The sequence below is a fragment of the Shewanella sp. DC2-4 genome, assembly GCF_013248875.1.
GTDB classification, from domain to species: domain Bacteria; phylum Pseudomonadota; class Gammaproteobacteria; order Enterobacterales; family Shewanellaceae; genus Shewanella; species Shewanella oncorhynchi.
The window spans coordinates 1,008,136-1,034,121 of record NZ_JABRVR010000002.1; the positions used below are offsets into that span (position 1 = coordinate 1,008,136).

26 protein-coding genes are annotated in these 25,986 nt (G+C 44.2%); 13 read left to right on the forward strand and 13 right to left on the reverse strand.

The annotated features are described in order from the left end of the window. Positions 1-51: 51 nt before the first annotated feature. The 3 genes from tpx to HQQ92_RS05180 all read right to left on the reverse strand — a co-directional run bounded on the left by tpx (position 52) and on the right by HQQ92_RS05180 (position 2,219). Positions 52-645: a thiol peroxidase gene (gene tpx / locus HQQ92_RS05170; RefSeq protein ID WP_105251878.1), complete on the reverse strand. Its 594-nt coding sequence runs from the start codon at positions 643-645 to the stop codon at positions 52-54. A gap of 123 nt (positions 646-768) precedes the next feature. After that, positions 769-1,596: a mechanosensitive ion channel family protein gene (locus tag HQQ92_RS05175; protein WP_028761273.1), complete on the reverse strand. Its 828-nt coding sequence runs from the start codon at positions 1,594-1,596 to the stop codon at positions 769-771. 32 nt (positions 1,597-1,628) lie between these two features. Next, entirely contained in the window at positions 1,629-2,219 is a 591-nt protein-coding gene (locus HQQ92_RS05180; protein ID WP_028761272.1) for an OmpA family protein, read from the reverse strand. A 343-nt stretch (positions 2,220-2,562) separates the two neighbouring features. Here HQQ92_RS05180 and ltaE point away from each other — a divergent pair, with 343 nt between their 5' ends. Then, complete coding sequence (gene ltaE, locus HQQ92_RS05185) at positions 2,563-3,576, forward strand: low-specificity L-threonine aldolase (RefSeq protein ID WP_173243661.1); 1,014 nt, start codon at positions 2,563-2,565, stop codon at positions 3,574-3,576. Between the two features lie 194 nt (positions 3,577-3,770). Next, a complete protein-coding gene (locus HQQ92_RS05190; protein WP_173243664.1) occupies positions 3,771-5,246 on the forward strand; it encodes an HDOD domain-containing protein in 1,476 nt (491 codons plus the stop codon). Positions 5,247-5,340: 94 nt separating this feature from the next. Here the strand turns inward: HQQ92_RS05190 and HQQ92_RS05195 are convergent, their stop codons facing one another. The 6 genes from HQQ92_RS05195 to HQQ92_RS05220 all read right to left on the reverse strand — a co-directional run bounded on the left by HQQ92_RS05195 (position 5,341) and on the right by HQQ92_RS05220 (position 11,438). After that, positions 5,341-5,889, reverse strand: a complete 549-nt coding sequence (locus HQQ92_RS05195; protein WP_173243667.1) for a nuclear transport factor 2 family protein — start codon at positions 5,887-5,889, stop codon at positions 5,341-5,343. Positions 5,890-5,912: 23 nt separating this feature from the next. Further along, positions 5,913-6,737 carry a zinc-dependent peptidase gene (locus HQQ92_RS05200; protein WP_173243670.1) on the reverse strand — a complete coding sequence of 275 codons (825 nt, stop codon included), beginning with the start codon at positions 6,735-6,737 and terminating at the stop codon, positions 5,913-5,915. 109 nt (positions 6,738-6,846) lie between these two features. After that, complete coding sequence (locus HQQ92_RS05205; protein ID WP_173248592.1) at positions 6,847-8,586, reverse strand: GGDEF domain-containing protein; 1,740 nt, start codon at positions 8,584-8,586, stop codon at positions 6,847-6,849. Further along, complete coding sequence (locus HQQ92_RS05210; RefSeq protein WP_173248590.1) at positions 8,573-9,976, reverse strand: ABC transporter substrate-binding protein; 1,404 nt, start codon at positions 9,974-9,976, stop codon at positions 8,573-8,575. The genes HQQ92_RS05205 and HQQ92_RS05210 overlap by 14 nt, the downstream gene beginning before the upstream one ends. A 249-nt stretch (positions 9,977-10,225) precedes the next feature. Beyond that, complete coding sequence (locus tag HQQ92_RS05215; protein WP_173243673.1) at positions 10,226-10,672, reverse strand: CopG family transcriptional regulator; 447 nt, start codon at positions 10,670-10,672, stop codon at positions 10,226-10,228. Continuing rightward, complete coding sequence (locus tag HQQ92_RS05220; protein WP_173243676.1) at positions 10,632-11,438, reverse strand: division plane positioning ATPase MipZ; 807 nt, start codon at positions 11,436-11,438, stop codon at positions 10,632-10,634. Before HQQ92_RS05220 ends, HQQ92_RS05215 begins: the two co-directional genes overlap by 41 nt. Positions 11,439-11,963: 525 nt before the next feature. Between HQQ92_RS05220 and HQQ92_RS05225 the strand changes: the two genes are divergently transcribed. The 5 genes from HQQ92_RS05225 to HQQ92_RS05245 all read left to right on the forward strand — a co-directional run bounded on the left by HQQ92_RS05225 (position 11,964) and on the right by HQQ92_RS05245 (position 14,622). Continuing rightward, on the forward strand, positions 11,964-12,434 hold the full coding sequence (locus HQQ92_RS05225) for a GNAT family N-acetyltransferase (RefSeq protein WP_105251887.1): 471 nt from the start codon (positions 11,964-11,966) through the stop codon (positions 12,432-12,434). 151 nt (positions 12,435-12,585) lie between these two features. After that, positions 12,586-12,795, forward strand: a complete 210-nt coding sequence (locus tag HQQ92_RS05230; RefSeq protein ID WP_006082494.1) for a DUF3820 family protein — start codon at positions 12,586-12,588, stop codon at positions 12,793-12,795. Positions 12,796-12,920: 125 nt separating this feature from the next. Continuing rightward, complete coding sequence (locus tag HQQ92_RS05235) at positions 12,921-13,223, forward strand: hypothetical protein (RefSeq protein WP_006082493.1); 303 nt, start codon at positions 12,921-12,923, stop codon at positions 13,221-13,223. Positions 13,224-13,409: 186 nt separating this feature from the next. Beyond that, a complete protein-coding gene (locus HQQ92_RS05240; protein WP_173243679.1) occupies positions 13,410-13,931 on the forward strand; it encodes a GNAT family N-acetyltransferase in 522 nt (173 codons plus the stop codon). A 166-nt stretch (positions 13,932-14,097) separates the two neighbouring features. Further along, positions 14,098-14,622, forward strand: coding sequence for a GNAT family N-acetyltransferase (locus HQQ92_RS05245; RefSeq protein WP_173243682.1), 525 nt, complete (start codon positions 14,098-14,100; stop codon positions 14,620-14,622). A 247-nt stretch (positions 14,623-14,869) separates the two neighbouring features. Here the strand turns inward: HQQ92_RS05245 and HQQ92_RS05250 are convergent, their stop codons facing one another. Then, the gene (locus HQQ92_RS05250) at positions 14,870-15,580 is read right to left on the reverse strand and encodes a pirin family protein (RefSeq protein ID WP_028761261.1); all 711 of its coding nucleotides are present in this window, start codon (positions 15,578-15,580) and stop codon (positions 14,870-14,872) included. Between the two features lie 13 nt (positions 15,581-15,593). Then, positions 15,594-16,037, reverse strand: a complete 444-nt coding sequence (locus HQQ92_RS05255; RefSeq protein ID WP_173243685.1) for a DoxX family protein — start codon at positions 16,035-16,037, stop codon at positions 15,594-15,596. 231 nt (positions 16,038-16,268) lie between these two features. Between HQQ92_RS05255 and HQQ92_RS05260 the strand changes: the two genes are divergently transcribed. Next, positions 16,269-17,162 carry a LysR substrate-binding domain-containing protein gene (locus HQQ92_RS05260; protein ID WP_113939435.1) on the forward strand — a complete coding sequence of 298 codons (894 nt, stop codon included), beginning with the start codon at positions 16,269-16,271 and terminating at the stop codon, positions 17,160-17,162. A gap of 84 nt (positions 17,163-17,246) precedes the next feature. Here the strand turns inward: HQQ92_RS05260 and HQQ92_RS05265 are convergent, their stop codons facing one another. After that, positions 17,247-18,992, reverse strand: a complete 1,746-nt coding sequence (locus tag HQQ92_RS05265; RefSeq protein WP_173243688.1) for a bifunctional UDP-sugar hydrolase/5'-nucleotidase — start codon at positions 18,990-18,992, stop codon at positions 17,247-17,249. A gap of 144 nt (positions 18,993-19,136) precedes the next feature. Further along, on the reverse strand, positions 19,137-20,228 hold the full coding sequence (locus HQQ92_RS05270; RefSeq protein WP_173243691.1) for a CNNM domain-containing protein: 1,092 nt from the start codon (positions 20,226-20,228) through the stop codon (positions 19,137-19,139). 151 nt (positions 20,229-20,379) lie between these two features. On the opposite strand from HQQ92_RS05270, the gene HQQ92_RS05275 reads away from it, so the two are divergent. From HQQ92_RS05275 to hisS, 5 genes are all read left to right on the forward strand, one after another. Continuing rightward, the gene (locus tag HQQ92_RS05275; protein ID WP_028761256.1) at positions 20,380-21,501 is read left to right on the forward strand and encodes a bifunctional tRNA (adenosine(37)-C2)-methyltransferase TrmG/ribosomal RNA large subunit methyltransferase RlmN; all 1,122 of its coding nucleotides are present in this window, start codon (positions 20,380-20,382) and stop codon (positions 21,499-21,501) included. 32 nt (positions 21,502-21,533) lie between these two features. Then, entirely contained in the window at positions 21,534-22,322 is a 789-nt protein-coding gene (gene pilW, locus HQQ92_RS05280) for a type IV pilus biogenesis/stability protein PilW (RefSeq protein ID WP_173243694.1), read from the forward strand. After that, on the forward strand, positions 22,319-23,389 hold the full coding sequence (locus tag HQQ92_RS05285; protein ID WP_028761254.1) for a RodZ domain-containing protein: 1,071 nt from the start codon (positions 22,319-22,321) through the stop codon (positions 23,387-23,389). The genes pilW and HQQ92_RS05285 overlap by 4 nt, the downstream gene beginning before the upstream one ends. Positions 23,390-23,437: 48 nt before the next feature. After that, positions 23,438-24,553, forward strand: a complete 1,116-nt coding sequence (ispG, locus tag HQQ92_RS05290) for a flavodoxin-dependent (E)-4-hydroxy-3-methylbut-2-enyl-diphosphate synthase (protein ID WP_105251894.1) — start codon at positions 23,438-23,440, stop codon at positions 24,551-24,553. A gap of 144 nt (positions 24,554-24,697) precedes the next feature. Continuing rightward, positions 24,698-25,975, forward strand: a complete 1,278-nt coding sequence (gene hisS, locus HQQ92_RS05295) for a histidine--tRNA ligase (protein WP_173243697.1) — start codon at positions 24,698-24,700, stop codon at positions 25,973-25,975. The last annotated feature ends 11 nt before the right edge of the window (positions 25,976-25,986 follow it).

Consider the following 25,986-nt stretch of genomic DNA (forward strand, 5'->3'; position numbering starts at 1 on the left):
AGAACCGTTAAACAAAAGGGCAGCTAAGGCTGCCCTGTTTTTAGCTGTGAATTACTGCTGGGCTTGAAGGGTTTTCAAGGCTTCAAGGGCAGCATCATAGTTAGGATGCTCTGTGATGTTTGGTACTAACTCTTGGTATTGGAGCTTACCTTCTGCATCTATGATGAAAATGGCTCTAGCCAGCAAGCCGTAATCTTGAATTAACAAACCATACTTTTCACCAAAATCACGCCACACGCTATCTGATAGCACTTTGATTTTATCTACGTTTTCCACTTTACAGAAACGCTTTTGTGCGAAGGGTAAATCGGTACTGATTGTTAGCATGATGACGTCATCGGAAAAATGGCCAACTTCGCTGTTGAAGCGCTTCGTCTGCAGTGCGCAAACACCTGTATCTAGGCTTGGCACGGCACTTATCAGTACAGTTTTACCCTTAAAATCACTTAGCATCACTGGCGTGAAATGCTCATCAACGACTTTAAACCCTGGCGCCATTTGCGACAATTTTGGTCTTTTCCCTTCTAAGGTGACTGTTTTTTCACCCATTAAAACCTGTGTTTTCTCACTGGCGAGTGTATTGGGGCTCATCAGAACTAGGCTATAAATACAGCTTGCGGCTAAAAATGAAACATATTTTTGCATTGGATTTCCTCACACATGAATATCTGTGCCTTCGCTAATATCTGTCCATTAAGGTACGCTAAAATGATGCGTAGAACCATAAAAAAAGGTCGGTAATTACCGACCTTTTTTATCCACTAATTGTTATTTGCTTAGTGGCAATTCTTTGACATGGATATCCATTTGTGGAAATGGAATACCGATATCTGCAGCGTCTAATGCATTTTTTATTTGCTCAAGCAGTTGGAAACGTGCAGTCCAATAATCAGATGTTTTTACCCAAGGACGAACCACGAAATTGATTGAAGAGCTAGCCAATTCAGAAAGTCCAACTGTATATGCTGGATCTTTTAACACATACTGGTTGTTATCTAAAATATCGGTCAATACTTTTTTAGTGAGTGCGATATCAGCGGAATAAGATACACCAATCACTAAATCGATACGACGACTATCCATTGCTGAGTAGTTAGTGATAGTGCCATTCATGATAGATGAGTTTGGCGCTACGATAACTTTATTATCAGGAGTGCGAAGCTTGGTTGAGAATATGGTTATTTCATCAACAGTGCCGGCGATACCTGCAGCTTCAATATAGTCACCTACGCGGCAAGGGCGGAATAACACCATTAACACACCCGATGCAAAATTAGACAGAGAACCTTGTAGCGCTAAGCCTATTGCTAAACCTGCAGCACCGATAACGGCTACCAGTGATGCGGTTTGTACGCCAATTTGGCCTAACGTAGCAATAACCGCGAAAACAAATACCACTGCCCAAGCGAGGTTAGCGACAAATGAAACGACTGTCGGATCAACTTTACGGCTGTTAAGTAATTTACGAACAAGCTTCTGTGCTACGCCCGCAAAGTATTTACCAACAAAGAAGATGATAATGGCGAATAATGTTTTTAAGCCATAAGTCACAATCAGATCTGGTGCTTGCTTTAATAAACCTTCGAGGTTTTCCATTGAATAACTCCCTAAATATACGCTAACAAAAACTATTTATTATTGACGATAAATTCTACTCGTCGATTTAAACTGCGCCCTTCGCTAGAACGGTTGTCCGCTACAGGTTCAGATATACCTTTACCTATTACGGTAAAGCGATTTGGATTAAAGCCATAATCTTCAACCAAAATACGTTTTACATTTTGAGCCCGTTGAAGTGATAGTTGATAATTAAACTCTGGTGTACCAACGATATCTGTGTGGCCTACTAAGGTTAATTCAGCATCATTTGTTTCTAAGAATGCTTTTACTAAGGCTAAAGTTTTCCATTGAGAAAAGTCAACCTTGGCAATGGCAAATTCAAAATACACCATAGCTGCAGAAATATTATGACAATCTGTGTTTAACTCAGCATTTGAATGACTCATATCGCAAACTGGTGATGCAGTCATTTCCACAGCGGCTTCTTCCACACAACCATTAGCCATAACAGGTGTATTTGGCTCTGTGTTAGGACAGGCATCTTTGATATCTGGCACTCCATCTCGGTCAGTGTCAGACCAAGCAAATACCTGTGATGTTAGGCTTAAACTTAATAGCAAAAGCGCTAGCTGAATCCATCGAGATTGGGAGTTTTTCACTACAAATCACCTATTGAACGATAAGTATTAGTCAAAATTACTAAAGCGATCGCATTGTTGTAGCATGACCATCTTAGTGTGGCATTCTAACGAGTAAGACTCTTTTCGCCAAGCTAAACGCGTACAAGCGTCCATACATCGACAGATAGATATCGGCAAGATCTTGAGTATATTTATGTTTTTATTAGTAGATGTCAGTATGTCGATACTTGCTTCAAGTATATGCGAGGTTCTACATCGGTAAATTTGTCGACAAGTATGACGATAAACTATACAAAATAAGCCTTTAGCGCTAGAGTCTTGAGCCCATTATGCGCCAACCAAACTTTAAGTTGAGGACAAGATGATAGATTTACGCAGTGATACTGTTACCCAGCCAACAGCAGCCATGCGGTTAGCCATGTCCAGAGCCGAAGTGGGTGATGATGTTTACGGTGATGACCCTACGATAAATAGTTTGCAGGATATGGCTGCGGAGATGTTTGGCTTTGAAAGTGCATTATTTACCTGTTCGGGTACTCAAGCAAATTTATTGGCTTTGATGGCCCATTGTGATCGTGGTGATGAGTACCTGTGCGGTCAGCAGGCTCACAATTATAAGTTCGAGGGCGGCGGCGCTGCTGTCCTAGGCAGCATTCAACCTCAACCTTTAATGAATCAATTAGATGGCACTATTGCATTAGCTGACATTGAAGCTGCAATTAAGCCTGATGATATCCATTTTGCTCGTACTCGTTTGCTTAGTTTAGAGAATACGATTGGCGGTAAGGTTCTCCCGCAAAGCTATTTGGCGGACGCGCAGGCATTAGCCTTTAATCGCGGATTAAAAATTCATTTAGATGGTGCGCGAGTTGCCAATGCTGCGGTTGCGCAGAATATTGCAATAAGTGATATCACGGCGCACTTTGATTCAGTGTCGATTTGTTTATCCAAAGGATTATGTGCGCCAGTCGGCTCATTACTCTTAGGTGATGAACGCTTGATTAAGAAAGCCATTCGTTGGCGTAAAATGCTTGGTGGTGGCATGCGTCAAGCTGGGATACTTGCCGCTGCGGGTAAGCTTGCTTTAACTGAGCAAGTACAACGGCTTAGTGAAGACCATGACAATGCGGCGTACTTAGCTCGGCAGTTGGCAGAATTCAGTGAGTTCGACGTCAATTTAGCCGCAGTACAAACTAATATGTTATTTGTTACATTAACATCCCATATTGATGCGAACTTATTGGCTAAACACTGTCGAGCGGAAGGCATTCTGATAAGCCCAGGGCGTACGCTTCGGCTTGTGACTCATAAAGATGTCAGCCGTCAGGACATAGATAAAGTGTTGCGTGTTGTTAAGCAGTACCTCAAAGCCTAAGTGTGGATTGATTTCCTGTTTTACTGAAATGCCCGAGCTTTGTCTTGGGCATTTTTATAGGCAGGCATTGCTTAATGTTGAATTATTAAGCAATTAATGAATGATTTGCTAAAACAAGCTTTAGACAACAGGCGAAATGTTTGCGTTTATCTATACTAAAAACAACAAGATTATATCGCTAAGGTAACTTTAGGTTGAAGCCTAATAACAATACTAATAAAGGGGTCGATTATTGGACAAATCGGATCAGTGAATTGGAAATGCCAGCACTGTGTTCGACTGTTAAATCGCTAGAAAAGCTCGCCAAGGATGACGTTTCCTCTCTCGCATTACTCGGGCGTAGCGTGATGCACGATAACGCCTTAACCTCTCGTATTCTTCGAGTTGCTAATAGCGCTATTTACCATAAAGGTAGTAGCCAAATCTCCACTGTCAGCCGAGCGGCTATAGTGCTTGGTTTCGATGCAGTGCGAAATATCTGTATCACAGCCAAGTTACTCTCAAGCTTGTTAGAGAGTAAAAATTTGGCACCTAACGTATATCAAAGATTAATAAAGTTGATGGCTAAAGCATTTCAAGCCGCCATGATTGCACGGATGATGTTGAGCCATTATGATGAAGAAATGCAGGAGGAAGCTTTTATAGCCTCTTTACTGTATCACATAGGTGAGAGCGCTTTTTGGAGTATTGGTGGTGAGTTCACCGAAGAGTTAGATCTAAAACTACGTGAATGTGCAACGCCAGCAGAGGAACGAAGTATAACCCGCGAAGCCCTCGGCACTTCTTTTTCACTATTAACTCAAAGTATTGCCCGCAATTGGGGATTGGGAGAACTGTTGGTCCATGCAGTTAATAATCCTGAAGACCAAAGACCTGAAATTCGATCTATTTTTATTGCAGATAAGCTCTGCGATATTTTATCTCAGCCTAATCTTGATAAGCAGGAATTAGGGAAACGTATCACGCAAGCGGCGAGTTTTACTGGACTAGAAGAAAATGAGTTTATGGTGCGGATGCAACGCTGCGCGAATGCGACCCATAAGTTAGCTGAAGTATATGGTGCTAAGGTGTTGCTAGACTATCTGCCTGATCCTAAGCGTATGGTCACAGCTAAACTTGTTCCACTTCCCATTCCATTAGATATGCCTGTTTATCAAGTTAATTTGAATATTCAGTTAGCTAAGCTACGAGAACTAACAGGCTTCGCTATTAATAAAGCCGATTTTAACCAAATCATGCAAACGGTTCTCGAAGGTATACTTGAGGGCGTTGGCGTTGACCGGTGCGGCGTGCTGTTATTGTCACCAAGCCGTAAACAACTTCAACCTAGAGTGATATTAGGTCGTGATGCAGATGCCATTAAGCAAGAGTTTATTATCGATTTGAGCGATAGGCGGGGATTATTTTACCAAGCGATGGAGCATAAGTTACCGCTTTGGGTAGATGATCCTAGCTCTAAGAAATGGCAAGAGCAGTGTAAAGAATTACAAGCGCAACATGTGTCACGTCAAGGCTTTTTATTAGCACCATTATTAGTCGATAGTAAAGTGATCGGGTTTTATTATGCGGATAGGGGCCCTTCGGAAAGGGCATTTGAAGACGTGGATTTTCAAAGTTTCATCCACTTCTCTCAATTAGCTAATGTGTGTTTTACTGTGTCCCTGAGATAGCGATATAACTTAAGTGATTACTTTTATTGATTTAATTTCAAACTGTATTCTTCGAAATTGCACTCCTTCAAACCGTATTTTGGGGAGTGCTGCGCTATTGTTTGTTTGCGGCTTTAATCTCGGCAGTTATTTGCTTGGCTACCTCATTAGGAATGGGAAAGCTTAAATGGTATTGCGCTATTTCCCAGTTGCCATTGGTTTTGATTAAAGTGCCTGTTCCTCGGCTGACGCCATAGGCTGGACTATTTAATAACTCGTCAAACAATATGACATTGCCGTGTTGGATTAAATGACGCTCAGTTAAATCATAGCGCCAACCTTTTGTGGGGCGGGAGTAACGTTCAAATTCCGCCATTCCCCAACGCTCACTCGCATCCGTGCCAATAAAAATGCCGTCTTTTCGGTACAGGGCAAAGTATTTATCCCAATTGGCATCGCTTGAATATTGGTTGAGTAAATCTAATACGTGACCCGCCGCTTGTTGATCAGGATTCGAAGTCGTTTGAGCGCTTTGTGTTGGCGAGTCCTGTGCCTGTACGCTTACATTAAGGCCGCCAAGCATTAACGCGCTGAGCAGTAACCCCAAGGTAGCGCGATTAATATTGGAACCTTTAACTGAGAATGCATGAGTGTCTTTGAGCATTTGCGTGCCTCTACTTTTATGGGTTAATGCCAGTTTATCGGATCGAGTTGATAAAAGCGGCTCAGTTCCCGATACAAGTCTGGGTGCTGTTGGTAAAAATCCTCTGGTTTCTCAAAAAAGACTTCGGTGATGACGGCAAAAAACTCAGCGGGATTAGTCGCACCATAATAATTAAATAATGAGGGCGTGCCAAAATTTGCACTGTGTTGTAATTGGGTAAATTCCCTATTTAGCACTTCAGACCAAGTGCTGTAGTCGGCAAAATGCTGCAGAATGGGTGCGCCATTGGCTTGGCCATCTTCTTGATCGAGCTGATGGGCAAACTCATGGATTACGACATTATTACCATCATGGGGATCGGCGGCGCCGTCTAGAGTATTTCTCCATGAGAGCACAACTTTACCGTATTCCCATGATTCCCCTGCTAGCACATTGCGTTGTTCCCACACGATACCGCTAGTGTCTTTATGTTGATTATTGACGATAAAGGCATCGGGATAGACCAAAATCTGTTTCAGTTTGGGGTAAAAGTCGGTTTTACGATTGAGTAGCAGTAGACAGGCTTGGGCCGCGATTGTGACTCTTACTTCATCCGTGATCTCAAAATTATCGCAGCCGATAAAGACTTTTTCATCGATGAAAATTTGGATATGTCGTTTGAGTTGCAGTTGTAGATCTGCGGGTAGAGCATGGAAGTAAGGCAGTCTTTTTTTGAGAATGCTGCGCCATTCTTTTGGAAAAGGTTTCATCGTGACTCGTCGACGATGTAAGGTCTTGCGCCAACGACTCAACAGTAGCCAGGTAATTGCGCCAATTCCTAGGATAAGCGTGATAACAATAGCGAGCATACTTCCCTGACTTTATCCTGATTAACTTAGTATTAGCTAATGGGGGTGAAGTCAGCGTAACTCAATCCTCTGGTGAAAAAAGAAACTGAACAGTCGCCGCATTTTATGGTTAGGAATAGCGAACTGGTTGGTTTAGTCGTGTCTCTGAACGATTGCGACCTGTTAGTTTGGCGTGATAGAGAGCCTCATCAGCTTGATTAATTAAGCTATTCGTATCCATAGGTTGTGATCGCTCCCAGCAAGTAATACCAGCGCTGATGGTCAGTATGCCGTCATGGGGGGAGTCTTCATGTGGTATTTTTAAATTGATGATTTTATTGCGTAATATTTCAGCAAAATGATATGCCTCCTCGAGATTGCTCGATGGCAGTACTATCATGAACTCCTCTCCGCCATAGCGGGCAAGCATGTAAGTGGGTTGTTTCAAGATCGATTTGGCGGCATTCACGATTTTCTTAAGACATTGATCGCCTGCGACATGACCATACCTATCGTTAAATTGTTTAAAATTATCAATATCAAACAGAATTATACCTAGGGGCATGTTGTGGTCCCTTGCATACTCTAATTCTTTTTGGAGTTGTAAATCTAAATAGCGGCGATTATAGCAGCCAGTTAATCCGTCGGTTTCGGCCATGCCTTTAACCTGAGCTGCGTAGCTTTTTAATGTCTCTAAGGAGCTCACCATTTGCTGGAGCTCTAAGTTATCAGTGACAGGCATTCTGGCGTCGAGTTTTTCATTGGCAATGGCATTCATTGCATCTCGAGTCGCCATGACAGGCTTGATGATTCCCTTAGTGATAAAGTGCCAACTGGTGAGCCAGATGAAGAAGCAATATAAGATGCCACTGCAGAAAATTAATACGATAAATGCGGTGCTATCGTTTTTAAGTTCGCGGCCTGTTTGCTGAATTTCATTTTCAACTTGGTTAACGAGATCCTGCGTATAGGTCGCAACGATTTGTGCGGCATCAGCTTGGTATTCTAAATGCGCATTGGCGATATGAGTGCTTCTAATTGCTTTGCGAGAAAGTTCAAAGAGGTTGTCTTCACCGACCATGGTCTGTTTTATTTGTGATAACAAATTAAAATATAAGTTTTTATCGCCACCGATACTATCAAGCATAGCCTCCATGCTTAACAGCAGTCGCATAGCATCTCTTTGGGTTTGGTTTAGTTCAACTAGATTGTCGATGATATTCACTTGAGTTAACTGGGTAAATAAGTGTTCTCCTAGATGACTAAATAAAGATAGCTGCTGATTGGTATTGATATTTAAAGCAATCTGGTCAACGTTTCTCAGCTTAAGCTGACGTTCAGAGTCCGTATTAATATGCTGAAATTGGGTTTGCATTTCATCGCTAAATCCCGACGCCATTGACGTTAAGTTGGCTTGAATATTGGCTGCCTGTGAATTGGCTTGTAAGGCAGTATCGGTTAACGTGTTGAGTAATGGCAGTTGTTGTAAGTAATACAGTTGAGTATCTAAGGCGTGATTTAATTCTTGCTTATTGACAGTAGAAGTTTCTATTGAGGCCAGTAGTCGTGAGTCATTGATAAGTAATTCCCATTGTGTAGAAAGTTCACCTAACAGGCTAGTTCTTTGTTTTTCATCATAATAGTTATTCAAGCGTGCAGTAATGATTTGTAGTTTTTCACTGTTTTTTGCCAGTTGCAGCGCGGTGGTGACTTTTACCACATCTACCCCGACTAAGTGTTCAATTTCTGATTTGAGTTGCTGTGACAGTAATATGGCGACAACACCATTTAATAGCGCCATGCCCACTATGATATAGAAGGCTGAGGTTATTTTTTGTTTCAAACTTTTCAGTGGTTTAGTGCTTGGCATTATTTTCTTTGTCAATAGCAGGTACCTCTCCATAGGTATTTTGGAGGTGTTTTATCTCTGCACTTAATTTAATGAAAATATCTTCACTGTTAGCGGGTCTGCGGCTTGCGCTAAAACAGGCGTGGCTGAGTTCAGGGTAAATTTGTCCCATGGCAGTACTGGTGAAATGCCCAAAGGATAAGACCTTAGTAGACCAAAACATATTGGCTATGTGGCTTGCCTCAAATGCGCCTGCTATGCCTCTTAAAGATTCATCTTCAAATTCTGGGGCTGTTACTACATCCATACGACAGGGATTACCACCCCCCATAGCATAGGCATGTTGTGCCTCATAGGTGCCCATATATTTGAGCAGCCAATAGGCAGCTTGAGGGTTTTTGCTGTCGTAGCTAACGGCAAAGGCATAAGCGCCATTGTAGGGATAACCGCCAGGCACTTGGCTTACGGCTAGACGCGCGCCGAGAATGTTCTGTTCAACTTTAAAGGATTTATACCACAGATTATTGTAGGCAAAAGGCCACATTGCCGCTTGACCTGTTGCAATAGCATTAGCTGCTTCATTGAAAGCAAACTGCTCGTTAGCGGGAACGGCATAGGGCATTAATTCGCGATATTGCTTGGCCGCTTCAATGGCTTCATGGTTGATGGTGGGCACTTCAAAATGGGAGATCTGTTTCTGGCTGTTATAGACGGGCTGCATCCAAGTGCCACCTAAGCTCCAAATCATGCTAGAGAATTCATCGTTAATATGGGGTTTATCACCCGACATTAGCGCTAGACCGTAAAAGTCATGAGTCAGTATTTTATCCGCCAATATAGTGCCTGCTTTACGAGTGAAGAACTGAGCTTGATCTCGTAACTCTGTTAAGGTTTTTGCTGGTGCGAGTGGATAGCCAAACTGACGCAGAAACTGAGCTTTTTCAGTTTTATTATCAAAGAGATCTGCTCGATAATGATTTCCCATAACATAATTGTTATAGGGAATAGCATGGATTTCACCTTGATAGGACAAGATGTTAAGTAGCGATGGGTAATAGGGTTCTAGGTATTTCTCCATGGCCTTTTCGCCATCGGGATCGTACAGTTTAGCGAGTTCAATTAAGGGCACTGTATAACCATTGGCAGCCCATTCTTTAGCCCAGCCCGCTTCCATTGTGAGTAAATCGTATTTGCCTGAACCTTGAAGTAAATTCTGGGTCTGTAAGTTAAACATATCCTCTAATTCAGTACTGACCACCTGCACTTTTACGCCGGTTTTAGCGGTGAATTTAGGCAACATTTCTTGGGTTAAATAGTCGGTCCAAAATCCTTTTTCAGCGACCAAAGTAATGGGGGTTTTGTTTGTTAGCGGCGGGATTTGTGCCAATGAAAATTCTGCGTAACAGGGCATCATTATCGCTGCGGTTAAACAAAGAAAAATAAATCTGATCCGGTTTAACAAAAATAACACCTTAATGTTACGTATTGACTCTGAGTTAATATCATTAATTCAGCATTATGTATATTTAAGGATAGGTGGGATCAGAACTTATGCCGCGATTTTATGATGGTTTTTATTGTGTTTTTTACTTTTTGAGTAAAAAGCCGGTAACTCGATCTTAGCTAAGTTACCGGAAAAGGGTGGGAGTAGTGTGAATCGTTAACGGTTTTGGCGTTGTTGTTCTCGTAATTGCCTCAAGGCAATAGGTAGGTCGAAGTGTTGTTCAATCAAGAGTCGGAGCAGCTTTGATTTGGATATAGTGCTTTCTTCTGCCAGTGTAGCAAGATGGGTTATTGCCGCTTCACTGAGGGAAAATGTTGCTTTGCGATAGTGTGTTTTAGTTTCTACTTTTGCCGGGAATAATACGTCTGTTTCTAGGCTTTGTTTGTGCAAGCTCAACACATTGGAATGGCTCCGCGCCATGTCAGTTGTGTCTGTGGTTTTTGTGACAGTTGCATCTGCTTTATGATCTAGATTGCTTTTTATCTTATTCAGACTTTGTCCCATTGCGTACAAGTTTGCCGCTTCAATAAACTCATCTAACGAAAGCGAGTGCTGTAAGCTGCTAGATGACATAGCGTTTTTCTTGAGATCGCTGAGTCCCATTTTGCCCCCTTCGTTGAGTAGTCGTGTGAGTGGATTGAGTTTGATGGGGCAAATGATGATGCATTTGACTCACCCCCTGAGCGTGTATCGCGGGATGTAGGAGATTGGCTAAGCTGGCAGCACAATCGACTTGGAATAGTTCGCAGGCGATAGTGCGAATTTCTTCGGCTGCTTTTCCTGTGGGCTCGATTTCAATTACCGATAATCCTGATTCTTCACTGTCATCATAAACATTGCGGCAATATGTTATTGCGTCAAGGACATGGATGTCATAGGTTTTACAGACTTCTTTGGCCTCCAAAATTCGGTTAGCTTGATTGGGTAGACTTGGACATTGGGTGATCACAAAAGAAGCCCGTAACTTGGGATTAATCATCTTACACGTCGCGACGATATCGTCCATATGACACACAGTTTTTAAATCGCGGCGCTTAGGTCTTAAGGGCATTAAAATGTAAGAGGCGACTGACATGGTTGCTCGTAGTGCTAGGTTATCTTGCCCACCGCAGTCGACTATGACTACATCATAGTGTTGCTCAAGACTGAGTAAGTCATTACGGATCTTACCGTAAAGCTGCACGTAATTGATGCTGGCAAGTTGCGGATTGTTGTTTCTTGCATGGATCCAATCAGAGGTGGTGCGCTGGGGATCGCAGTCCACCATAATGACCGAGGCGCTACATTCTGTGGTTAGAAATACAGCTATATTTTGGGCCAAGCAACTTTTACCGCTGCCGCCTTTTTCTCCACCGATTAAGACTATCATGACGCATTCCTTAATTCTTTTGATGACCCATGTGCAGCGAGTTGATGAGTTTGGAGCTATCCGCATTGATGTCCGAAATCGAATGTAAACCTAATGTTAATCTCGGTCAATTGGCTGATTTTTGACGCTTTTAAATTAAATTGTCGTAGGCGTTTTTCTGTCAGTATCTGGTCATATGCCGTTAATTTGACAAAAAAGATGAGACGAGGGATTTATAAAAATGTTTTTTATCTTATTGGTTTTACATTGTTTTATCTGTTATCCGTCAGTTAAAAGGGTTGTTTGTGGTGATCGGTAACTGTGCATAGGACTTAGGGTGTAGTTTTTTATTTCTTTCTTGGTACAAATGTTAATTTTATATTTCTAAATGTTATTAACTGATCTGAGTAAATTATCAGCTTCTCAGTCGAAAGTGGTCTTGTTTGGTGAGGCACTTGTCATCAAACTGCCAAATGCTGGCTTTATCATCTCTATAGACTGACGTCTAAATCGCTTGAAATTTCAACCATGGAGAAGGGATGCCAAATGGATATCAAAACTATTATGCCTATTAAGTTTGAACTCGTTGAAACTGCACCGTTATTTCATGAACTACTTAATCTGCGGGCCACAGTTGGCCTCCCTTCTATTGGCGTTGAACTTGCGGATGTACAGGCATTGTTCTGGGTCTCTATTCGATTAAGTGACAAGACTGAATTGGAGCATGCCGGCGCTGGGGCCGCTAAGTCTAATCTATTGGCAACGGCGTGTGTTTATGGCAACAAGCCCGGGCATTTGATGATTGAAGATTTTATTGTCTTACCCGAATACCAATCCTATGGGCTAGCAAAGATAATACTTGAGCGGGTGATGGCCTTTGTTGATGACCATGCGAGTGCGGGAACTTGTGTCAGTATGACCGCCCATGGTGAGCATGAGCGCTTATGTAGTGAATATGGTTTTCAGTATGCTCCCTGCGCTAACTTAGGGCCTAATTTGTTAAAAATTATCGCTTAATATTCGTGTGAGAATGCCTTTTAGGTGTTAGCTAGCACGTATTTTAGCCCTTGGGTATATAGTTACTTTTGTGTAGTTAACGGCGACATTCGTTCGCTTATGTTGTAGCATCCGTAGGATTATCGTGACGTTCTGTATGAGATAACAACCTATGGATCAGCAACTCCTTATTGATGCTGTTAATCAAAAAATGCCCTTTGGTAAGTACGCTGGACGTAAGTTGCTCGAATTACCCGAACCTTATCTGGTGTGGTTCCATAAGCAAGGTTTTCCTCAAGGGAAACTTGGTGAGCAATTAGCCCTAATGTACGAAATCAAACTTAATGGCTTAGAAGGCATGCTAAAACCGCTGTTGAAATGAGTTCCCTTCTTTTAAGAAAAATACTGCTTTTGCGATAAGTGTTGTATTTCGTGATAGAGATTAGCGATTTATTGTTTTTAGCGTGCTTTAATGCAGCATATTAGCAAAACAAAAGGAACGCAGGCATGATGGCAAAATGGGTAAAATTAGCGGCAGTAGCGACTTTAGCGTTAGGCATGTCAAGTGCTTGGGCTCAGGGTGTCACCCACGAAGGTACTGTTGTTGATACTATGAACGGTGGTGGTTACACCTACGTACAGATTAAAGAAGCTGATACCACTTTTTGGGCCGCGGGTCCTCAAACTGAAGTGAGCAAAGGCGATAAAGTGGCTGTGGTTGAGCAAATGTGGATGAACGAATTCACCAGCAAAACCTTGAACCGCACCTTTGATAAACTGTTATTTGTTGGCCAAATCGATAAGAAATAGTCAGCAGTATTGAGTGCGCTCACCTGAGCGCCTCTGTAATTCAACGGCTTCGATACTTTCGAGGCCGTTTTTGTTTTTAGCGTTCAATGCCGCTAAATCTGAGTTTGTGACTATCTCGATGGGGACAAAGGCGGCAAAATAGCGGCTATTTTTCTAGCCGTTATTACTCAGTAGGGGATCACTCAAGTGATGGCGTTTGAACAGTTCGAGATCCAGCCTTATCAATCATGTTATGCACGTGAAGTGAGTGAGTTATTTCACCTTTGCGTGCACAGCATTACCCATGTTCGTTATGCGCAGGCGCAGCTTATGGCTTGGTCTGCGGCGCCAAGATCGGCTAAACATTGGCATTTACGGTTAAGCCGCTCGAAGGCGTGGGTGGTTTTAGCCATAGATGAAGCGACAGCTTCTTCAGTTTGTTGCGGTTTTATCAATGTCGAAACCCATTTCCCCCGCCAAGGTTACTTAGATAGCTTATATATACATCCAGATTATCAAGGTCAGGGATTAGGTGAGCGCGCTTATCTTGTTTTAGAAGCTTGGGCTAAGGCACAAGGCTATGTGCGCTTGAGCTTGGACGCATCTTATCTCTCTAAAGGGTTGTTTACTCGGATGGGATTTATTCAAATACAGCGCAGTTATCAGCAAAAACTTGGGCAAGTGATCCCCGGTTTCTATATGGAAAAGAATATAGGAAAGAATATTTAACGCGCGTTTACTATGGTTTCAGCTAGAAAGTGATGTAAGGTATTCCACAGTAAAACATTAGCTTAACGCCGTTTAGTGACACTATTTAACTTAATCAGCACTGTTTAGCTTAAATTAGAATTCGGTTAATCTAAGTCAATTAATGATTCAAGATGGAGGGCAGAGAATGAAGATTCGACTATTTACGCCATCGGATGTCTCGCAGCTGGCGGCAATATTTGAGGCGAGTGTAATGCAAGGCTCTGGCGAGTTTTACTCGTTTGCCGAGCGCTCTGCTTGGGCTTATATCGAAGGTGAGATCCGCAGTGAGAACTATTGGCTTGAACGCTTACAGGGAACCACTATTTGGGTTGCCGAAACCGATAATATGCTGGTGGGTTTTATCAATCTTAAGATAGGCGCCGACAGCGATGTTGAAGCCGCTGCTGAAGTGGAATGTTTGTTTGTTCATCCAGAATATGCCCGTTCTGGGGTTGCTACCTCTTTGTATTTTGCGTTGTTTGAAGAAGTTAAAATCTTAGCGCTGAAACGATTAACGGTTGAAGCATCCTATCTCGCGCGGCCTTTTTTTGAGAAACAGGGATTTCGCAGTATTCGTCGTAATGAACATAAACGTTTTTTGAATGCGGCGGATAAAGCACAGGGCCAAGCTCAAGTGTTGGTTAACTTCAGCATGACGCTCGCCCTCTAACTCAGCTTATCAAGGGCTGTTCTGGTAGCTAAACGAAGCCGTTAGCACTGCTTTATAACATCGCCTTATAACATCGCCATAGAAGCGCCAATAAAAAACACTGCCAAAGATGACTTGTGGCAGTGCTTCTCGGTGAGTGCTTATCAAGCTGGCATCTAATCACTTACTTAATTGTTTGCTTGGTAATAACCAATAACTAATAAATAGTGAAGCTGAATTACTGAATCGCTTTGTTAAATCACTTGTATTACGCATTAGGCGATAAATCGAACACTAATGCGGTAACTGGGCCGCTTGTTGCAGTAAAGTCGACACTCGCGAGTTGTGTCAGATGTGCGCCGTCCCCAGCCGTGAGTGTTGTGCCATTGATATCCAACGTACCTTCAATCAATTGAACATACAGATGACGATTTGCTTGAGCGGCGCTTCTGTCCATCGTTACTTTTTCGCCCTCACTCAACACTAAACGATATAGGGTCGCATCTTGTTGCACTTTGAGCGTGCCATTTTCACCGTTTGGTGTCACTACAGCCGTCAGTGGTGAGCTTTGCTCGAATGCCTTTTGCTGATAACCCGCATCTATGCCTAAAGTATCTGGGCGGATCCAAATCTGTAAAAAGTGCAGCGGCTCAGTTTTAGAGGCATTAAACTCGCTGTGGTAAATGCCTTTACCTGCGGACATCAATTGAAACTCTCCTGCGGGTAAGGTTTTGATATTGCCGAAGCTATCCTTGTGAGCGATAGTGCCGGATATCACGTAACTGATTATCTCCATGTCTTTATGACCATGGGTATCAAAACCTGCGCCGGGTGCCACTCTGTCATCGTTGATGACTCTTAGGGATGATATCCCCATGTGCTCTGGGTCATAGTAGCTAGAGAAAGAGAAGGTATGTTGACTCTTTAGCCAGCCTAAGTCTGCTTGACCGCGATCTTGTGCTTTTCTTAATGTGATCATCTTGCTTTCCCCTTTATTTGATGCGGTTAGCGAATAGGTTATCTACAGCGAATTTGCCAGCACCAGATACCGTCAATGAGACTGTGGCTGCTAATAGGGCGAGACCAAATTCGTAACCGTTATTGGCAAGGAACAGACCGTTGCCTATATGTACCGAGAAAATCGCCACAACCATAGTGAATGACAAGACGAGGGCCGTTGGGCGAGTCAGCAGGCCGAGCAACAGGAACAGGCCGCCGAAGAATTCACTTGAACCTGCCATCAATGCCATTAAGTAACCTGGCGTCAAACCAATCGATGCCATCCATTGTCCAGTGCCTTCTAAGCCGTAACCACCGAACCAGCCAAACAGTTTTTGTGAACCATGGGCGATTAAGATAATCCCGATAGGAATACGCAGTGCCAGTGGGGCAAGACTAGGGGCTGATTTGAGTGTTTTTGCTATGAGTGCTTTCATGGGGTATTCCTTATTTCAAATTATTTAATAAGTGTTTAAGTGTGTTGTTCAATCAGTCTTAACTCAGTTTTTTAATCTGTTCTAACTTAACTTTACTCAGTATCTACATCCGATTTCGGCAGTGAGTTCCGCAGAACCTCTCCATTGCTAAGCAGTGTAGACTTGACCTTTGGCAAAGAAAATCGGAACATTTTCAATGTCTACTTCAAATAATTTGAATATGAGGTTTTTATGTTGCCATCTATTAGTCTCGATGGATTAATCGTGCTCGATGCTATTGATAAGAAAGGCAGTTTTTCCGCTGCTGCCGAGTCTTTGTTTCGGGTGCCGTCGGCACTGACCTACACAGTGCAGAAACTGGAAAGCGATTTAGGCACAAAATTATTTGAACGTAAGGGCCAGCGAGCCGAGCTGACCTTAGTCGGTCAACTTGTGCTGCGCCAAGGCCGAGAAATCCTTGCGGCAACATCAAGGCTCGAAGAGGCGGTGCGTCAACTCGAGACAGGCTGGGAGTCTTCATTGACCTTAGCCATAGATACAGTGGTGCCGGATTTACCCCTGCTGCAGTTGATTGGTGAGTTTACTGAGCTGGGTAAGCAAGTGACTGTGAATATCAGCGAAGAGTCCTTAGGTGGCGGCTGGGATGCGCTCTATTCTGGCCGTGCCGATATCGCTATCGGCGTAACAGGGGAGTTGCCCAAAGGCCAATATCATGTGGTTGAAATTGGGGAGTTGGAGTTTGTATTTGCTTTAAATCCTTCGCATCCATTGGCGCAACATGCAGGCCCAATTCCGACCGAGGCATTGTTGCAATTTCCTTCCATTGTGGTGGCAGACAGTTCGACCGCCCTAGCACAGCGATCAAGTGGTTTATTTGATAGTCGCCAAGTGATCCGTGTGCCGAATATGCAGACCAAAATTAAGGCGCAGCAATTGGGATTAGGTGTGGGTTACATTCCAAAGCACTTGATCTTAGATGCGTTGGCGGCGGGAAGCCTAGTGGCTTGTCATGTGGAAATGCCGCGCCCAACGCAAGCTGTGTTTATGGCATGGCGTAAATATGCTGAAGGCAAGGCGCAGGATTGGTTTACTGCGCGTTTACCGCAATGTGATTGGCAATTTTAAGCTCAGGTTTGTTTAGTGCTTTGTAAGTTGCCACTCACTTTGCTCCTCACAGCATTAATGTTTACGCCATGAGGAGCATAGCGCCTAACCTATACGTTGGCTGTGGCTGGTGTAATGCACATGCTGTGACAATAAATCAGACAGATTCGGTGAGCGATTCAAGAATCGAATAAAGGCCTGTGGCAAAGTCAGTGACTCCATCGACTCCTGCCAGCGGGCTTGCAGCAATGGAGAATAACCTTCTTTACCTGCGGCGGTATAAGATGTTGAAACTCCTACGTAAAGTGACTCAGGTTCAACGGGATACCATAGTGATTGGCTGTCTTGCTGCATCATCTCTAGTCTGAATAAACGCTCACCCAGTGGGCGTCGCCCATCGTAGTAATACCGTAGGCCGTAAGTGTAGGGGAAGCTGCCTGCACCTGTGCCACGGACACTGTTGTTGGTTGCCGCGTTAATCGCCGATTCGAGCGCTTGATAGAGAAACTGACCTTGAATTTCATACTTAACTAATGGTAATTCGAAGGGGAGTAATTGCCCCATCACATCGGCTAGTGTCAATTGTCCTTGGGCCACCGATTGGCGCACACCGCCAGCATTATGCAGAGCAAAGTTCACTCTTGGGTCGACCAGTTTGGCTTCTTGGAACATGCTGCGACTCACCCAAGGTGCTATTTCACTGCCGTGGGGCAGGGCTTTAGAGGGTAAGCGGGTATGGACTAAGTTCTTCGGCACCAGTGCTAACACTTTGTTTTCCATCTCTGCGATAGCGGGTTTGTAGATATCTCGGATCACGCCATCGATATCGGCATCGGCATCATCCCAAAAGATATTCGGATGCTGATTAAGCTGCTGGCGCACAGCTTGGTAATCTTGGTTATCGACTGCCGTGTTAGCACTTAAGATAAAGTGTTGATCTAGCATGAAGTAGTTGCCGCCTGTTAAGCTCAGCATTTTACCTTCAGCGTCAAATACTACCTCGGCCAAGCCGACGACTTCGGCATACTTACCCGCATGCACTATGGGCGTGTTATTGATGACTTCACCGTAGGGCAGGTTGCTCAAACCTAAGGCGCGAAAATCCCCCTGTAGCGTATGTGTGTGACCGCCGACGATAAGGCTAATACCATCGACTTCGGCCGCGAGGCGTTTATCCTGATCTAAGCCTAAGTGACTGAGCACGATAATATGCTTAATACCTTGATTTTTAAGGTGCTCAACCGTGCGCGCGGTAGTGGCGATAGCATCGACAAAATGGGTGTCGGGATCGGGACGAGCGATCTCTTTCATCTGATCTAAGGTAATACCGACAATTGCTAAGGTCTTATCGTGGAAGGGCTTAAGCAGGTATTTCGCGCGTTGTTGCTCATGATCATAATCCAAGATATTAGGCAAACCTCGCAGACAACTGGGTTTGTTGAGATCTTCTTGGCTTAAATCCATATTGCCCGCAAGCAATGGGAAATCAATTTGCTTGGCAAACTCGGCAAGTCTGGCGTTCCCTTCATCGATATCGTGGTTGCCAATGACCATAGCATCAGGAGCTAACAGATTGAGTAAGTGGGCGTTGGCCTTACCTTTAAAATGGCTGAAATATAGCGTGCCCTGGAAGCTGTCACCACCATGCAGGAAAATAAAAGGCGTATTGGTTTGTGCAGCGGTGTGACGCGCTTTTGTGATGTGATGGCCGATGCGGGCATAACCACCGCTATGGCTGGTCACATCTAGCTTATGTTGGCCTATGTTAAGGCTAAATTGGACGCGGCAGGGTTCAAAATTCGAATGGGTGTCATTAATGTGCGCGAGTGAGAGTGTGTAGCTCTGTGTCATAACTTACCTCTATTACGGCGGGTGAGTATATACCCAAGCAACCTGAAAATGCGAGTTTCAGAGGGTTCTGAGTTATCTGCATTCTAAAAGAATAAAGGGAGCTAGGCTCCCTTTATATTAACAAGCACTAAACTTGGTTAGCCTTCAGCCGGATTTGGCTTCGTCATCATCGGATGCGGCTTCAAAATCACCGTCATCGGATAGGCGAATGCCTTTTTGCTTCATGCGCTTAGTCCAAAGTTTACGTGCCAATTGCTGCATATCGGTCGCGGGGTCGTTTAGATCGACAATCTCTAATCCTAACATAGATTCGATGATATCTTCTTGAGTTACGATACCTTGGCTACTGCCGTACTCGTCGACCACCATCGCAATTTGGGTGTTACGCTTAATCATACGCTCAAAAAGTGGCAGAATTTTTGCGGTTTCAGGCACCACAAATAAACTCCGTTTAAGCTCACCAATCGGCGCTTCTGGCGTGTAACGCTCAGCCAGCAAAACATCGGTGCGGGTAATGTAACCAATCACATCATCATGATCTTGGTCGTACACAGGAATACGGGTAAAAGGTTTGTCGCGATATTGGCGCACAAACTCATTTTGAGTCAGATCCACTGGCAGCGAGAACATCACAGTGCGCGGCGTCATGATTGCCGTAACGGGCATATCTCGCACCTTCAGCATTTGCGTCAAAATTTTTGACTCTTGCTCATCAAGCTCACCGGATTCATGGCCAATTTTGGCCATAGCACTCATCTCTTGGCGTATGTAGTGGCCTTCATCACCTTTGCCCATTAGGCGAGTGACTTGCTGTGACATCCAGATCAGCGGTTTAGTGGTACGTTTCATCCACAGCACGGCAACAGAAACACTCGGTGCGAGGCGACGCCAATGGTTTGCACCCAATGATTTAGGAATGATTTCTGAGAAAAACAGGATAATAAAGGTTAATACGCCCGAGAAAACACCTAACATATCGTCACCAAATACTTTAGCCGCTTGCGCACCTGCAACGGCGGCACCGACGGTATGAGCGATAGTATTTAGGGTAAGGATTGACACCAAAGGGGCTTCGACATTCTCTTTCAATCTACGTAAGCGCGCGGCTGCGGCACTGTCAGTTTGTTCGAGTGATGCGATATAACTTGGGGTAACCGATAACAGAACAGCTTCGAACACACTGCACAGAAAAGAAACAGCGACAGCGACAAGCACTATAATGATGAGGGTTAACATATAGGTGGAATTACAACTCCGTATTTTAGGCCAATATTAGCCCGTGGAGATTCTATCATAGGTGAATTGAGTTACTGGCTAAAATTTATTTGCGTCTGTATAATTCGCCGCCCTGTTGCAGGATCCGGTTTTTGGTGTTGAGGTTAGCTATATGAGTGAAAAGAAGATCAATTTATTAGACCTTGATCGTAAGGCGATGCGCGCATTATTTGCGGAAATGGGTGAAAAACCCTTTCGTGCCGATCAGCTCATGAAATGGCTATATCATTTCGGTGTCAGTGACTTCGAAGAGATGACCAACATCAACAAAGTGTTACGTCAAAAATTGGCGGCCCGCTGCGAGATCGTTGCACCAGAAATTTCGAGTTTCCAAAAATCGACCGATGGTACGATAAAATTTGCAATCAATGTTGGCCAAGGCCAAGAAGTGGAAACGGTTTATATTCCTGAGGATGATCGTGCGACCTTGTGTGTATCTTCACAGGTTGGCTGTGCGCTGGAATGTACTTTCTGCTCGACGGGTCAGCAAGGTTTTAACCGTAACTTAACGGTTTCTGAAATCGTCGGCCAAATCTGGCGCGTGTCGCACTTTTTAGGATTTGCAAAAGACACGGGCGAGCGTCCGATCACTAACGTCGTGATGATGGGCATGGGTGAGCCATTACTCAATTTAGCTAATGTGATCCCTGCGATGGACATCATGCTCGATGATTTTGGTTTTAGTTTATCAAAGCGCCGCGTGACCTTATCAACATCAGGCGTAGTGCCAGCGTTAGACAAACTGGGCGATGCCATCGATGTGGCACTTGCTGTCAGTATTCATGCACCGAATGATGAGTTGCGTGACATTCTGGTCCCGATCAATAAAAAGTATCCGTTGGATGAGTTTTTAGCGGGTATTCGTCGCTATATTGCTAAATCAAATGCTAACCGCGGCCGCGTGACGGTTGAATATGTGATGCTAGATCATATCAACGACAGTACAGACCAAGCCCATGAGTTAGCTAAGTTAATGAAAGATACACCTTGTAAGGTGAATCTGATCCCATTTAATCCGTATCCTGGCTCGCCTTATGGCCGCTCATCTAATTCACGTATCGACCGTTTTTCTAAGGTTCTTATGGAATACGGTTTTACTGTCATCGTACGTAAAACCCGTGGAGATGACATCGATGCCGCTTGTGGTCAGTTAGCTGGCGATATTCGCGACAGAACGAAACGTTTAGCGAAAAAACGCATGCAAGAAAACCAGATTTCAGTCACAATGAATTAACTCTTTGTTTGCACAGATTTATAGGCTTGCCCATGAAGCATGGATTGCCAAGGTTTTCGTTGATTTTAAGCCTGTCGTTATTGATGACAGGATGCGTCACTGAGCGTACTTATACTGGGACAGATATTCCTGTTTCGGAACGAAAGTTAGACAAAGTCGCCGCCGCAAGAGAGCGGATGCAGCTCGGTTTAACCTATTTAAATCGAGGTAGCACGGAACAAGCCAAATACAATCTTGATAAAGCATTAGAATATGCTCCAGAGCTCGAAGATGTGCATACCGCTCTGGCTTATTACTATCAAACCGTGGGCGATTTAGTGCGTACCGAAGAGTCGTACATGAATGCCATTAGTACTAAGGACGCCTCTGGCGATTCCATGAATAATTTCGGGGTGTTTTTGTGCCAACAAAAGCAATACAACAAAGCTGAAAAAATGTTTTTGGCCGCAATTGAAATGCCCAAATATACGCGCACTGCCTCAAGCTATGAGAACTTAGGTCTTTGTAGTCGCGAAGCAGGACAAGCAGAAAAGGCACGACAGTATTTTCAGATGGCGTTAAAGTATGACCCGAGACGCTCGGTGTCATTACTGGAGTTGGCAGAGTTAGAAGTCAATCAAGGTGATTTTATTCAGGCGCGAAACCAATTAGCGCGCTATCACCAAGTGGCTGAGCAAACTCCAGAAAGTTTAGCGCTCGGGATCAAAATAGAGCAGGCAGTGAATGATGATGCCGCTGTGAAGAGATTTGGTATTTTATTGCTTGCCAAATTCCCAGCATCACCTCAGGCCAAGCAATACAGAGTTAATTTGCATCAATGAAAGATCATGAAACCAATGCGCCAGTTGAGTCGGTAGCACCGCAATCAGTCGCGCTAGATGTCACGCTTGGTACTTTATTAAAAGCCGCCCGCGAAAAAATGGGCCTTAGTATTCAAGATGCCGCTGTAAAGCTGCATCTACGTCCTCGTATTATTGAAGATATTGAAGCTGACAATTTTACGAATATAGCCTCATCGACTTATGTACGTGGCTATGTGAAAAACTACGCGCGTATGGTCAGTGCCGATGCGGCTTTGATTGAAGCTTGTCTTGTGCAGCAAGTGCCAGTCGTGACTGAGCCTGCAATGCAAAGTTTTTCACGCAAAACCACATATCAAGCTCGCGATACACGTTTAACTTGGCTGAGTATTTTTATCGTCATAGTGTTACTCGGTTCGTTAGTCGTCTGGTGGATGCAAAAAACGACCTTGCTAAGCACTATTGATGTGTCGCAACCCACGGCTGAAGAGGTCGCAGCAGCGAATCAGACGCTGCCAGGTGATGTGTTATTGACCGAAACGGATGCCAGTCCTCGTTTGACTGAGATTGCCGCAAACGGCTCAATGTCTATCGATGGTCCAATTAAAGATACTGATGCAAGCACTATTGATGTCAGCACAGGACCAACGGACAATAATTATCCTCAGACCGTTGATACGAGTAATGAAGATGGTGGTTCAGTAATCGCAGCCACTACGACAACGCCATCTGTTCCGCAAACGACAGCTCCTGTAGTCCAACAGCCTGTTAGTTCAACGCCTTCACCCACCACAACATCAACGACCACTGCCACTGCAGCAAGTACTTTGGTTGCTGTTGCAGGACAATCGATTATAGATGTCCAGTTGACGGGTGATTGCTGGATAAACATTGTTGATGCGAAAGGTAAAGCGTTAGTCGATGGTGTTAAAGGCGCTGGCGCGACAGTGCAAGTGAGCGGTGTACCACCGTTTAAAGTCATTTTAGGTGCGCCCCATGTAGCGACCTTAAGCTTAGATGGTCAAATTGTTAGCCTAGCGGATTTCCCCAAGGGACGAGTCGCGCGTTTAACCTTGCCTAAAGCCTAACGACCGCGTAATGATCTGCAGCACGTACCGAAATAGAGCGTATTAAGCATGTATAATGAAACTCCCATAAAAAGACGTCCTTCCACCCGCATTTATGTGGGTAATGTACCGATTGGTGATGGGGCGCCGATTGCTGTTCAGTCAATGACCAATACTAAGACTACAGATGTTGAAGCGACAATCGCTCAAATTCGTGCCTTAGAGAAAGTCGGTGCCGATATAGTGCGTATCTCTGTACCCACTATGGATGCGGCTGAAGCCTTTAAACTCATTAAGCAAGCGGTCAATGTTCCTTTAGTGGCCGACATTCATTTTGATTATCGCATTGCTCTAAAAGTTGCTGAATACGGTGTCGATTGCCTTCGAATCAATCCGGGCAATATAGGCAATGAAGAGCGTATTCGTAGCGTGGTGGAATGTGCCCGTGACCATAATATTCCTATCCGTATTGGTGTGAATGGTGGTTCATTAGAAAAAGATCTAATGGACAAGTATAAAGAACCCACACCTGAAGCCTTGCTTGAATCAGCTATGCGCCATGTGGATATTCTGGACAGATTGAACTTTGACCAGTTTAAGGTCAGCGTTAAAGCCTCCGATGTATTTTTAGCGGTCGAATCTTACCGTTTATTAGCAAAACAAATTCGTCAACCCCTGCATTTAGGCATTACAGAAGCCGGTGGCGCGCGCGCGGGTTCAGTGAAATCGGCCGTAGGCTTAGGTATGTTATTGGCCGAAGGCATAGGCGATACCCTACGAATTTCCTTGGCCGCTGATCCGGTCGAAGAAATCAAAGTCGGTTTTGACATTTTAAAGTCGCTGCGTATTCGTAGCCGTGGCATTAACTTCATTGCCTGTCCATCTTGTTCTCGTCAAGAGTTCGATGTGATCAGTACCGTTAATGAGTTAGAGCGTCGCCTCGAAGACGTGACTACCGCCATGGATGTGTCTATTATCGGCTGCGTAGTTAACGGCCCAGGTGAAGCCTTAGTGTCGCACATCGGTTTAACGGGTGGGCACAATAAGAGCGGTTACTATGATGAGGGTGAACGTCAAAAAGAACGCTTTGACAACGACAACATTGTCGATTCCCTTGAAGCGAAAATTCGCGCAAAAGCCAGTCAAATGGCGAACCGTATTCAAATAAAAGACACAACTGAGTAATATGTACCCGCATTTGGGCATAGATTACGCCTAATGATGTTGAGCTAGGCCCCGAAACCGACGGGGTCGTTTTACGTTTTACGCTCAAAAGCCTATAATGCGTGACATTTTTATTAATTTAGCGAAATCGGACGAGTCGATACAGTGGCAAAACAGATCCAAGCGATTCGCGGAATGAATGACATTCTGCCAACTCAAAGTCCTCTATGGCAAAAAGTGGAAGCGGTACTACGTTCGAGCGTCAGTGCTTACGGTTACAGCGAAATCCGCACTCCAATAGTGGAAAATACAGATCTTTTTAAACGCTCTATCGGTGAAGTGACTGATATTGTTGAAAAAGAAATGTATACCTTCGCAGATAATAACGGTGACAGCTTAACGCTACGCCCTGAAGGTACCGCGTCGACAGTGCGTGCAGGTAACGAAAACGGTCTGCTATATAACCAAGAGCAACGTCTTTGGTATATGGGGCCTATGTTCCGCCACGAACGTCCACAAAAAGGCCGCTATCGCCAATTTAACCAATTTGGCGTTGAAGTGTATGGCATTGGCTCGGCTGATATTGATGCTGAAGTCTTGATGCTATCGGCACGCCTGTGGGAAAAACTCGGGATTAGCGAGCACGTCTCGCTGCAGCTAAATACCTTAGGTGATCCTGCTGAGCGCGCTGTTTATCGTGATGCCTTGATAGCGTTTTTAGAGCAGCATAAAGATGAGCTCGATGAAGACAGTAAGCGTCGCATGTACAGCAATCCACTGCGAGTATTGGATTCAAAAGATCAAAATGTCCAAGCCATATTGGTTGATGCACCTGAGTTAATGGATTTTCTCGGTGAAGAATCGAAGACACATTTTTCACAATTGCGTGAACTACTTGATGCTGTGGGTATCAAATACACCATTAATCCGCGTCTAGTACGTGGTTTAGATTACTATAATCGCACTGTATTTGAATGGGTTACATCTAGTTTAGGCTCACAAGGTACTGTACTTGCGGGTGGTCGCTACGATGGTTTAGTCGCCCAGTTAGGTGGTAAAGATACTCCAGCGGTCGGTTTTGCTATGGGCTTAGAGCGCATTGTCTTGCTGCTTGAAACCTTAGAGCTGACCAAAGATATTCCGCCAGAAGTGGATGTGTATGTCACGACCATGGGTGATAGCTGTCTGGTTGAAGCCATCAAGGTCGCGCAGGAATTACGTAACGCACTGCCAAACCTTAAAGTGATGAGTCACTGTGGCGGCGGTAACGTGAAGAAACAAATGAAGCGTGCCGACAAAAGCGGTGCGAGTGTGGCACTACTGATAGGTGAAGATGAACTTGCCGAAGGTATGGTTACGGTTAAACATTTACGCAATGACATCGAACAACAACGGGTAGCTCGAAGTGCCTTAGGCGCATTTTTGGCTGAACTGATCAAATAAAGGGGACGTGC